An 11,260-nucleotide genomic window follows, 5' to 3' on the forward strand; every position below is an offset into this window, starting at 1 on the left:
ACAGACCCCACCCCCACCCCCCATGGAAGGGAATGCCATGACCGCACCACAAGCAGCGCGGTCCCGTCCGCGGCTGCGTGCGGCGCTCACCCTCGGAGCGTGCGCGGCCGTCCTCGGCGCCTTCGGGGCCACGGCCCCGGCCCAGGGCGACGAGCCGGCGCGGCCGTCCGCCGCGGCCGCCGACGTCGCCCCGCTGGCCGGGGCCGATCTCCCCTTTGTCACCCAGGAGGCCGAGGACGGCGAGCACAACGGCTCACTGATCGGCCCCGACTACACCCAGGGCACGGTCGCCTCCGAGGCATCGGGACGCCAGGCGGTGACGATCACCTCGGGCCAGCGCGTGGAGTTCACGCTCACCGAGCCGGCCAACGCGGTCACCGTCGTGTACAACCTGCCCGACAACAGGACCGGCACCCTGTCGGTCTACGCGAACGGCCAGAAGCTGGACGAACGCCTGGAGACCACCTCCCAGTTCGCCTACTTCGACGCCCCGTGGATCGCCGGGTCGAAGACGCACCACTTCTTCAACCACGGGCGGCTCCAGCTCGGGCAGAACCTCGCCGCCGGGGACACCGTCACCCTCCAGGTGGACGCGGACGACAGCGCGGGCCCGTACACCATCGACTCGGTCGACTTCGAACAGGTAGCCGCCCCGGCCCAGCCGCCGGCCGGTGCCCTCGACGTCACCGACCTCGGCGCCGACCCGACCGGCCAGGGCGACTCCACCCAGGCGTTCGTGCAGGCCGTCGCCCAGGCGCGGGGCGGCACCGTCTGGATCCCGCCGGGCACGTTCCGGGTCAACCAGCCGCTCTACGTCGAGAACGTCACCATCGAGGGCGCGGGCAACTGGCACTCGATCGTGCGCAGCTCCCGTTTCATCAACCAGGGCCAGTCCCCGGGCAACGTCCACCTCGCCGACTTCGCCGTGATAGGCGACGTCACCCAGCGGGTCGACAGCAACCCGGACAACGCCGTCAACGGCAACCTCGGCGCCAACTCCTCGGTCTCCGGCATGTGGCTCCAGCGCCTCAAGGTCGGCCTGTGGATGACGGGTGCCAACGACGGCCTGGTGGTCGAGGACAACCGCATCGTCGACATGGCGGCGGACGGCCTCAACCTCAACGGCAACGCGAACAACATCACCGTGCGGAACAACTACGTCCGCAACACCGGTGACGACGCGCTCGCCATGTGGTCGCTCCCGCAGATCAACCGCAACGCCACCTTCGACGGCAACACGGTCATCCAGCCCAACCTGGCCAACGGCATCGCCATCTACGGCGGCGAGAACATCACCGTCCGCAACAACCTGGTGCAGGACACCAACGCCCTCGGCAGCGGCATCGCCATCTCCAACCAGGCGTTCCTCCAGCCGTTCTTCCCGCTGTCGGGCACCACCACCGTGGACGGCAACACCCTGGTCCGCACCGGCGCCATGAACCCCAACTGGAACCACCCGATGTCCGCCCTGCGGGTCGACCCCTACAACCACCCGATCGAGGCGGATGTGCGGATCACCGACACCACGGTGATCGACAGCCCCTGGAGCGCCTTCCAGTTCGTCTCGGGCAGCGGGACCGGCCTCGCCGCGAACAACGTGACCATCGACGGGGCCACCGTCCAGAACGTCGGCACGGTCGTCTTCCAGGCCGAGACCACGGGCGAGGCCACCATCAGCAACCTGCGGGCCACCGGCGTCGGCGTCACGGGCGTCTACAACTGCCCCTACCCGACCAGCGTGAGCCCGATGCGGCTGAACGACGGGGGCGGCAACTCCGGCTGGGACGGCGAGTGGACCGACTGCTCCGCCTGGCCCCAGCCCGGCGACACCCCCGGCGAGCCCAACCCCGACCGCAACCTCGCGGCCGGCCGGCCCGTCACGGTCTCCAGCCACTCCGACGTCTACAGCGGCTCCCGCGCGGTGGACCGCGACGCCTCCACCTACTGGGAGTCCTCGAACAACAGCTTCCCCCAGACGCTGACCGTCGACCTCGGCGAGCCGATCGAGGTGGGGCGCCTGGTCCTGAAACTGCCCCCGAGCGCCGCCTGGCAGACCCGCACGCAGACCATCACCCTGCGCGGGGGCGACCAGCCCGGCTCGCTGACCGACCTGGTCGGCTCGCGTCCCTACACCTTCAACCCGGCCAGCGGCAACGAGGTCAGCCAGACCCTGCCCGCGGGCACCGAAGTGCGCTACCTGCACCTCGCCTTCACCACCAACACCGGCTGGCCCGCGGGCCAGCTCGGTGAGCTGGAGGCCTACCTCCGCTGACGCCCGGTCGCACCCGGGCCGGCACTCCGGCGGCGCACCTCTCCGGCGCCGCCGGAGTGCCACTATCGTGCGGACCATGAACGGCACAACCAGCGGGCGGATCCCGGTCATCGTGCTCGCCGGGTTCCTGGGGGCGGGCAAGACCACCCTCCTCAACCACCTCCTGCGCAACCGCGCGGGCGTCCGCATCGGCGCCGTCGTCAACGACTTCGGGTCCATCCCCGTCGACGCCATGACCGTGGCGGGGCAGGTCGACGCGATGGCCTCCTTCGGCAACGGCTGCCTGTGCTGCGCCGTCGACACGGAGGACCTGGACGCGGCCCTGGACCGGCTGGCGCGCCCCGAGGCCGCCATCGACCTGCTGGTGGTGGAGGCCAGCGGCCTCGCCGAGCCGCCCGCGCTGATCCGGATGATCCTCGCGAGCGAGAACCGGCGCATCGTCTACGGGGGGTTGGTCCAGGTCGTCGACGCGGCCGAGCACCGGCACACCCGCCACCCCGGGATCGCCGACCTCGTCGTGCTCAACAAGACCGACCGCGTGGACGCGGCCACCCGTCGCGCGCTGCGCGAGGAGCTGCGCCGGCTCGGCGCCGGCGCGCCCGTCGTGGAGGCCGTGCACGGGCGCGTCGACCCGCGCCTGCTGTTCGACCCCGCGGGGGTGCCGGGCGGCGGCGGGGGGCCGCGCCAGCTCTCCTTCGCCGACCTCCTCGCCGCCGCGGACACCCCCGCCGGGGAGCACCCGCACGTGCACTACGAGAGCCTGGCGTTCACCGCCGAGGCGCCGCTCGCGCCAGGCCCGTTGATGCGCTTCCTCGACACCAGGCCCGAGGGGCTCTACCGCGTCAAGGGGTTCCTGCGGGTGGGCGCCGAGCGCTTCGCCGTCCACGCGGTGGGCCGCTTCCTCCGCTTCTACCCGGCGCCCCCCGAGGGCGGCACCGAGCTGGTCCTCATCGGCTCGGGCATCGACACGGAGGCGTTGCGCGAGGAGCTCGCCGCCTGCGTCGCCGCCCCCGCCCCCGGCGACACCGGGGCCGGGGACGGCATGGGCGAGCTCCTGCGCTACGTCGAGGGCCGGGACGCCGCCGAGCCGTTCCCCGTCGAGGACCCGTTCGACGTGGCCGAGCCGTTCGACGCCGCGGACCGGGACGGCTGACCTACACGGGCCCGCCGATCACGGCCACCGCCTTGGCCAGGGGCGTGCCCGAGCCGTCGCGCCGCGGGTCGGGGTCCGGCAGGCTCACCGGCGCGCCCGAGGCCGTCGACGCCCGCGCGGGCGTCGAGCCCGCCCAGGCGAACGTCAGCCGCTCCTCGCCCTTCAGGAACCGCTGGCACCGCACCCCGCCCGTGGCCCGCCCCTTGCGCGGGTACTGGTCGAACGGCGTCAGCTTCGCGCTCCCCAGCGAGTCGTCCAGGGTGCCGGTGCCCCCCGCCACCGTGAACACCACGCCGTCACGCGCCGGATCCACCACCGTGAACGAGAGGACCTTCGCGTCCTGCGCCAGCTTCACCCCGGCCATGCCTCCCGCCGCGCGGCCCTGCGGCCTGACCTGCCCCGCCTGGTACCGCAGCAGCTGGGCGTCGCTGGTGATGAAGACCAGGTCCTCGTCGCCGGTGTGCAACTCGGCCGCGCCCACGATCCGGTCGCCCTCCCTGAGGGAGATGACCTCCAGCTCCTCCTTGTTGGCCGGGTAGTCGGGGACGACCCGCTTGACCACGCCCTGCTCGGTGCCGATCGCGAGACCGGGCGAGGACTCGTCCAGCGAGGTCAGGCACACCACCCGCTCGTCCGCGCCCAGCGACAGGAACTCGGAGATCTGCGCCCCGCCCGCCAGGCTCACCCCCGACGCCCGGTGCGGCAGCTGCGGCAGGTCCACCACCGCGAGGCGCAGGAGCCGGCCCGTCGACGTGACCGCCCCCACCTCGCCGCGCGTGGTCGAGGAGACGGCGGAGACCACCACGTCGTGCTTCCCGCGCGAGGACGGCTGCGGCGCGTCGAAGGACGCGTCCCCGTCCGCCGTGCGCGCCAGCAGGCCCGTGGAGGACATCAGCACCCGGCACGGGTCGTCCGAGACCTCCAGCGGCATCGCCTCGGCGCGCTCGCCCTCCGACTCCAGCAGCAGCGTCCGCCGCGGCGTCGCGTACTTCTTCGCGACCTCCGCGAGCTCCCCGGAGACCAGCTTCCGCAGCTCGGAGTCCGAGTCCAGGATCCGCGTCAGCTCGTCGATCTCCGTCCTGAGCCTGTCCCGCTCGGACTCCAGCTCCAGCCGGTCGAAGCGGGTCAGCCGGCGCAGCGGCGTGTCCAGGATGTACTGCGTCTGCACGTCCGAGAGCCCGAAGCGCTCGATCAGGCCGTCCTTGGCCTGCGCCGCGTTCTCGCTGGAGCGAATGATCCTGATGACCTCGTCGATGTCGATGAGCGCCACCAGCAGGCCCTCGACCAGGTGCAGCCGGTCCCGCCGCTTGCCGCGCCTGAACTCGCTGCGCCGCCGCACCACCTCGAACCGGTGGTCGACGTAGACCTGGAGCAGTTCCCGCAGGCCGAGGGTGAGGGGCTGGCCGTCGACCAGCGCCACGTTGTTGATGCCGAAGGTCTCCTCCATCGGCGTCAGCTTGTACAGCTGGGCGAGGACGGCCTCCGGGTGGAACCCGTTCTTCACCTCGATGACCAGGCGCAGCCCGTGCGCCCGGTCGGTCAGGTCCTTCACGTCCGCGATGCCCTGGAGCCGCTTGGCGTTGACCAGGTCCTTGATCTTCCCGATCACCTTCTCCGGGCCGACCGTGAAGGGCAGCTCGGTGACCACCAGGCCCCGGCGCCTGGCCGACACCTTCTCCACGGTCGTCGTCGCCCGCATCTTGAACGTGCCCCGGCCCGACGCGTAGGCGTCGCGGATGCCGTCCAGGCCGACGATCTGGCCGCCGGTCGGCAGGTCGGGCCCGGGAACGAAGCGCATCAGGGCGGCCAGGTCGGCCGACGGATGCCGGATCAGGTGCCGCGCGGCGGCGATGACCTCGCCCAGGTTGTGCGGGGCCATGTTCGTCGCCATGCCGACGGCGATGCCGCTCGACCCGTTCACCAGGAGGTTCGGATAGGCGGCGGGCAGGGTCACCGGCTCGCGCTCGCTGCCGTCGTAGTTGGGCGCGAAGTCGACCGTGTCCTCGTCGATCGAGTCCACCATCAGCCCGGCGGCGGGCGCCGACCTGCACTCCGTGTACCGCATGGCGGCGGGCGGGTCGTCGTTCCCCAGGGAGCCGAAGTTCCCGTGGCCGTCGACCAGCGGCACCCGCATCGAGAACGACTGGGCCATTCGCACCAGCGCGTCGTAGATCGCCGTGTCGCCGTGCGGGTGCAGCTTGCCCATCACCTCGCCGACGACGCGGGCGCACTTGACGTACCCCCGGTCGGGGCGCAGGCCCATGTCGTGCATCTGGTAGAGGATCCGGCGGTGCACCGGCTTCATCCCGTCCCGCGCGTCGGGCAGCGCGCGGGAGTAGATCACCGAGTAGGCGTACTCGAGGAAAGAGCCCTGCATCTCATCGACGACGTCGATGTCGAGGATGCGCTCCTCGAAATCCTCGGGAGGCGGGGACTGCGTGCTGCGGCGGGCCATCGCGGCAGGGCTCCTTCGTACGGGTGGACGGGTTACCGCGGACCATTGTGGCCCGCTGCGCCGACAACCGGGAACTTCGCACACCCCGGCTCACCTTGCATAAGGTGGCGGGGATCTCGACCGTCCGAGCGAAGGGACCCCATTCCCATGGGCCACACGGCCATCCCGCAGGATTCCGTCGGCGGGCTCTCAGTGACCGAGCACCGGCTGCGCAACGGACTGCGCGTCGTGCTCTCCGAGGACCACCTCACCCCGGTCGCCGCGGTCTGCCTCTGGTACGACGTCGGCTCGCGACACGAGGTCAAGGGCCGTACAGGACTGGCGCACCTCTTCGAGCACCTGATGTTCCAGGGGTCGCGACAAGTCCCGGGGAACGGCCACTTCGAGCTCATCCAGGGGGCAGGCGGCTCGCTCAACGGCACGACCAGCTTCGAGCGCACCAACTACTTCGAGACCATGCCCGCCCACCAGCTGGAGCTCGCGCTGTGGTTGGAGGCCGACCGGATGGGCACCCTGCTCTCCGCGCTGGACGACGAGTCGCTGGAGAACCAGCGCGACGTCGTCAAGAACGAGCGCCGCCAGCGGTACGACAACGTCCCCTACGGCACGGCGTTCGAGCGGCTGACGTCGATGATCTACCCCGAGGGGCACCCGTACCACCATGTGCCCATCGGCTCGATGGCCGACCTGGACGCCGCCTCGCTCGCCGACGCGCAGGAGTTCTTCCGCACCTACTACGCGCCCAACAACGCGGTGCTCGCCGTCGTCGGCGACATCGACCCGGAACGGACGCTGGCCTGGGTCGAGAAGTACTTCGGCTCCATCCCCTCCCACGAGGGCAAGCGCCCCCCGCGCGACGGCACCCTGCCCGACACCGTCGGCGAGGAGCTGCGGGAGCTGCTGGAGGAGGACGTCCCCGCCCGCGCCCTGATGGCCGCCTACCGGTTGCCGCACGACGGGACCCGCGAGGCCGATGCCGCCGACCTGGCACTCACCGTGCTCGGCGGCGGCGAGTCCTCCCGCCTCCACAACCGGCTGGTCCGCCGCGACCGCACCGCCGTCACCGCCGGGTTCGGCCTGCTGCGCCTGGCCGGGGCGCCCTCGATGGGCTGGCTGGACGTCAAGACCTCGGGCGACGCCGAGATCGCGCAGATCGACACCGCCGTCGACGAGGAGCTGGCCAGGTTCGCCGCCGAGGGCCCGACACCCGAGGAGATGGAACGCGCCCAGGCCCAGCTGGAGCGCGAGTGGCTCGACCGGCTGGCCACCGTGGGCGGCAGGGCGGACGAGTTCGCCCGCTTCGCTGTGCTCTTCGGCGACCCCCAGCTGGCCCTCACCGCCGTCAGCCGCGTCCTGGAGATCACCCCGGAGGAGGTACGGGCCGTCGCCGCCGCCAGGCTGCGCCCCGACAACCGGGCCGTGCTGGTCTACGAGCCCACCGGGCCCGGTGACGACGCCGGAGAGGACTCCGGAGACACAGAAGCCACCGAAGCCGACGAGACGGAAGCCGACGCCGAAGGGGCGGTCCAGTGACCGACGCCACGTCCACCATGCAGCTCCACCCCCGGCCTTCCGCAGGGGAGCCGACGCCCTGGGCGTTCCCGGAGCCCGAGCGCGGCGGCCTGCCCAACGGGCTGACCCTGCTGCGCAGTCACCGCCCCGGGCAGCGGCTGATCGCCGTCGAGGTCAACCTCACCGCCCCGCTCGCCGCCGAGCCCACGGGCCAGGAGGGCGTGGCGACCATCATGGCGCGCGCGCTCAACGAGGGCACCGACCGGCACAGCGCCGAGGAGTTCGCCGCCGAGCTGGAGCGCTGCGGCGCCACGCTCGACGCGCACGCCGACCACCCCGGCGTCCGCGTCTCGCTCGAAGTCCCCGCCACCCGCCTGAGCAGGGGCCTGGAGCTGCTCGCCGACGCCCTGCGCGCCCCGGCCTTCGCCGAGAGCGAAATCGAGCGCCTGGTCGCCAACCGGCTGGACGAGATCCCGCACGAGCTGGCCAACCCGGCCCGCCGCGCCGCCATGGCGCTGTACGGGGCGCTCTTCCCCGCCGAGTCCCGGATGTCCCGGCCGCGGCAGGGCGCCGCGGAGACCGTCGAGCGGATCGACGCCAAGGCCGTGCGCCGCTTCTACGAGGCCCATGTCCGGCCGGCGGGCGCCACCGCCGTCGTGGTGGGCGACCTCACCGGCGTCGACCTGGACGCGGAGCTGGAGCGGACGCTCGGCGCCTGGACCGGCACCCGGGCGGAGCCGCACGTCTGGAAGCCGGTCGAGGCGGACGACACCGGCCGCGTCATCGTCGTGGACCGCCCCGGCGCCGTGCAGACGCAGCTGCTCATCGGCCGCACCGGGTCCGACCGGCACGACCCGGTGCACCCGGCCCGCCGGCTCGGCGTGTACTGCCTGGGCGGCACCATCACCTCCCGCCTCGACCGCGTCCTGCGCGAGGAGAAGGGCTACACCTACGGCGTCAGGGCGTTCAGCCAGGTGCTGCTCTCCCGCGCGGACGGCACGGGCCTGTCGCTGCTCGGCATCCGCGGCTCGGTCGCCACGGAGGTCACCGGGCCCGCGCTCGCGGACCTCTGGAAGGTGCTCCGCGACCTCGCCGCCGACGGGCTCACCGACGAGGAGCGCGACTCCGCCGCGCAGTACCTGGTGGGGGTGGCGCCGTTGAGCTTCGAGACCGCCTCCGCCGTCGCGGGGACGCTGGCCGACCAGGTCGAGGAGGAGCTGCCCGACGACTACCAGGCCCGGCTGTACGCCCGGCTGGCCGAGACCGGCACCGTCGAGGCGACGGCGGCGGTGGTCCGGGCGTTCCCCGCCGACCGGCTGGTGACCGTGCTCGTCGGCGACGCCGAGAAGATCGCCGAGCCGGTGCGGGAGCTCGGCATCGGCGAGGTGACGGTGGTCAGCGGCTGACGGCCGCCCGGCCCACCGTGCCGCCCCGGCACCCGGGACCGCCGGGGCGGCACGGCCGTGCCGCCCCGGCGCGGGCGCCCGTTCGGTATCCGTGCCGATTCCCGTCGACCCGTGAAGGCTTCGGGTGCACGGCCGAACATGGCCGGAATTTCGGGGGGGCGCTATCGGCATACCCATGGTTTTGCCATACAGTTCGGTCCAGTGACCCGGTAGTAATGCGACAGGGCTGACGCCGGCTTGCCTGTGGGGGTTGTTCATGCGTATCTCCGCGCACACGGTATGCACGGCGATCCGTGACGACATTGTCGGCGGTGTTCTCCCGCCCGGGGCCCGGCTCGCCGAGGAACAGCTGGCCCAGCGGTACGGCGTCTCCCGGGTCCCGGTGCGCGAGGCGCTGCGCACGCTGGAGTCCGAGGGGTTCGTCGTCTCCCGGCGGCACGCCGGTGCCTGTGTGGCCGAGCTCGGCGACCGCGAGGCGGCCGACCTGCTCGACATCAGGGCGCTCCTGGAGCCGCTCGGCGCGGCGAGGGCGGCGCAGCGGCGCACGGAGGCGCACCTCAAAGTCCTGCGCGGGCTTGTGCGCCTCGGGCGCCAGCGCGCAGGCCAGGGGCAGGAGTCGGACCTGCGCTCCCTCGGCGACTGGTTCAACGAGACGGTCGCCCAGGCCACGTGCAGCCCGGGACTCACCGCGCTCCTCGTTCAGCTCCGGCGCAAGATCAGCTGGCTCTACACCGGCGAGCCGGTCTCCCGCGCCGTGGTGCTCTGGCAGGAGCGCGGCGCCCTGGTGGACGCCATCGCCCGCGGCGACGCCGAGCGGGCCAGGGCCCTGGCCGCGGCCCAGCTCGAACGCGCGACCCCGGCCCGCCGCCAGTTCCACGCGGTCACTGTGAGAAGCCCGAAACCTGCCGTAAACACGGTGCGCGGTCAGACTTAACGGCGACCGTATACACCTGAGGATTAACGATGCGAATTCCGCCGCCGGATTCGGAGCCGCGTATTTCTGCTGCCCGGAATTAACGGCCTTCGCCACGCGTCATTCACACGGTTTCCGGAAGCTCCTCGAGTCCTTCGGAAACGAGCTTCGCCAGCCGGTCGAGCGCGGCTTCCGCCGCCGCGTCATCGGCCCCCGAGGCCAGCACCACCTCGTCGCCCCCCTCGGCGCCCAGGCTCAGGACCGCCAGCATCGACGCGGCGTTCACGGCGTGCCCGTCCTGCCTGGCGATGGTCACCGGGACGCCTGTCGCCATGGCGGCGCGGACGAGGATCGAGGCGGGACGGGCGTGCAGCCCCTCTGCCCAGCCGATGGAGACGCGGCGCTCGGCCATGATGGAGCCCTCCGGGGTGAACAGGTACGCGGATCGGTGGCCACGACGGGAGGCGCGGGGCCTCCCCTGCGGACACGCACAACCGTACGCTGAGGCCATGGCCCCACCCGCCAAGACTCCCTACCCGGCGCACTGGGAGGCCGACGTGGTGCTGCGCGACGGCGGCACCGCGCACATCAGGCCCATCACACCGGCGGACGGCGACCGGCTGGTCAGCTTCTACGAGCGCGTCTCCGACGAGTCCAAGTACTACCGCTTCTTCGCGCCCTACCCCCGCCTCTCGGACCGCGACGTCCACCGCTTCACCCACCACGACTACGTGGACCGCGTGGGACTCGCCGCCACCGTGGGCGACGCCTTCCTGGCCACCGTCCGCTACGACCGGGTGGACGAGCACGGGGCCGCGGCCACCGGATCCGCCGACCGGGCCGAGGTGGCGTTCCTCGTGGAGGACGCGCACCAGGGCCGCGGCCTGGCGTCCGCCCTGCTCGAACACATCGCCGCCGTGGCCAGGGAGCGCGGCATCCGCGGGTTCGAGGCCGAGGTGCTGCCCGCCAACGGCGCGATGATCAAGGTCTTCACGGACGCCGGGTACTCCCAGCGCCGCAGCTTCGCCGACGGCTCCGTCCACCTCACCCTCGACCTCGAACCCACCGCCGAGTCCGTCGCCGTCATGCGCGCCCGCGAGCAGCGTGCCGAGGCCAGGTCCGTGCAGCGGCTGCTGGCCCCCGGAAGCGTCGCCGTCGTCGGCGTGAGCCGTGGCCCCGGCGGCGCCGGCCGTACCGTCCTCGCCGGGCTGCGCGCCGGCGGCTACCCGGGCGGCCTGTACGCGGTCAACGCGGCCCTCCCGTCGGGCGCGTCCGAGCTCGGCGGCGTTCCCGCGTTCCCCTCCGTCGCCGCCATCGGCGCCCCCGTGGACCTGGCCGTGCTCGCCGTCCCCGCGGACCGCGTCGCCGAGGCGCTGGCCGACTGCGGCGAGCACGGCGTGCAGGGGCTGCTGATCCTCGCCGCCGGGCACACCCGGCAGGAGCAGCGGGAGCTGGTGCACCGGGCCCGCTCGCACGGGATGCGCATCATCGGACCCAACGCGTTCGGCGTCATCAACACCGCCCCCGCCGTCCGGCTCAACGCCAGCCC

General features: G+C 72.8%; 8 protein-coding genes. 6 read left to right on the top strand and 2 right to left on the bottom strand.

The window, feature by feature from the left end; genetic code table 11:
* Window positions 1-37: 37 nt before the first annotated feature.
* Window positions 38-2,272, top strand: coding sequence for a discoidin domain-containing protein (locus ADY01_RS25910; protein WP_049578341.1), 2,235 nt, complete (start codon window positions 38-40; stop codon window positions 2,270-2,272).
* Between the two features lie 76 nt (window positions 2,273-2,348).
* Window positions 2,349-3,425, top strand: a complete 1,077-nt coding sequence (locus ADY01_RS25915; RefSeq protein WP_049578353.1) for a CobW family GTP-binding protein — start codon at window positions 2,349-2,351, stop codon at window positions 3,423-3,425.
* Window position 3,426: 1 nt separating this feature from the next.
* Here the strand turns inward: ADY01_RS25915 and ADY01_RS25920 are convergent, their stop codons facing one another.
* A complete protein-coding gene (locus ADY01_RS25920) occupies window positions 3,427-5,880 on the bottom strand; it encodes a DNA gyrase/topoisomerase IV subunit A (RefSeq protein WP_049578343.1) in 2,454 nt (817 codons plus the stop codon).
* A 147-nt stretch (window positions 5,881-6,027) separates the two neighbouring features.
* Here ADY01_RS25920 and ADY01_RS25925 point away from each other — a divergent pair, with 147 nt between their 5' ends.
* From ADY01_RS25925 to ADY01_RS25935, 3 genes are all read left to right on the top strand, one after another.
* On the top strand, window positions 6,028-7,413 hold the full coding sequence (locus tag ADY01_RS25925) for a M16 family metallopeptidase (RefSeq protein ID WP_049578345.1): 1,386 nt from the start codon (window positions 6,028-6,030) through the stop codon (window positions 7,411-7,413).
* 17 nt (window positions 7,414-7,430) lie between these two features.
* Complete coding sequence (locus ADY01_RS25930; RefSeq protein WP_107081822.1) at window positions 7,431-8,798, top strand: M16 family metallopeptidase; 1,368 nt, start codon at window positions 7,431-7,433, stop codon at window positions 8,796-8,798.
* Between the two features lie 256 nt (window positions 8,799-9,054).
* On the top strand, window positions 9,055-9,732 hold the full coding sequence (locus ADY01_RS25935; RefSeq protein WP_049578348.1) for a GntR family transcriptional regulator: 678 nt from the start codon (window positions 9,055-9,057) through the stop codon (window positions 9,730-9,732).
* Between the two features lie 103 nt (window positions 9,733-9,835).
* On the opposite strand, the gene ADY01_RS25940 is transcribed toward ADY01_RS25935, so the two are convergent.
* Complete coding sequence (locus ADY01_RS25940) at window positions 9,836-10,123, bottom strand: HPr family phosphocarrier protein (protein ID WP_049578350.1); 288 nt, start codon at window positions 10,121-10,123, stop codon at window positions 9,836-9,838.
* A 97-nt stretch (window positions 10,124-10,220) separates the two neighbouring features.
* Here ADY01_RS25940 and ADY01_RS25945 point away from each other — a divergent pair.
* A partial coding sequence (locus ADY01_RS25945) for a GNAT family N-acetyltransferase (protein WP_049578351.1) occupies window positions 10,221-11,260 on the top strand: 1,040 nt, incomplete at its 3' end.

The organism is Streptomyces sp. SBT349 (genome assembly GCF_001083795.1).
Classification (GTDB): Bacteria; Actinomycetota; Actinomycetes; order Streptomycetales; family Streptomycetaceae; genus Streptomyces.

Coding starts and splice junctions, on each gene's coding strand:
- ADY01_RS25940 (WP_049578350.1), bottom strand. CDS start 10,123: ATGGCCGAGCGCCGCGTCTCCATCGGCTGGGCAGAGGGGCTGCACGCC.
- ADY01_RS25925 (WP_049578345.1), top strand. CDS start 6,028: ATGGGCCACACGGCCATCCCGCAGGATTCCGTCGGCGGGCTCTCAGTG.
- ADY01_RS25935 (WP_049578348.1), top strand. CDS start 9,055: ATGCGTATCTCCGCGCACACGGTATGCACGGCGATCCGTGACGACATT.
- ADY01_RS25930 (WP_107081822.1), top strand. CDS start 7,431: ATGCAGCTCCACCCCCGGCCTTCCGCAGGGGAGCCGACGCCCTGGGCG.
- ADY01_RS25920 (WP_049578343.1), bottom strand. CDS start 5,880: ATGGCCCGCCGCAGCACGCAGTCCCCGCCTCCCGAGGATTTCGAGGAG.
- ADY01_RS25910 (WP_049578341.1), top strand. CDS start 38: ATGACCGCACCACAAGCAGCGCGGTCCCGTCCGCGGCTGCGTGCGGCG.
- ADY01_RS25915 (WP_049578353.1), top strand. CDS start 2,349: ATGAACGGCACAACCAGCGGGCGGATCCCGGTCATCGTGCTCGCCGGG.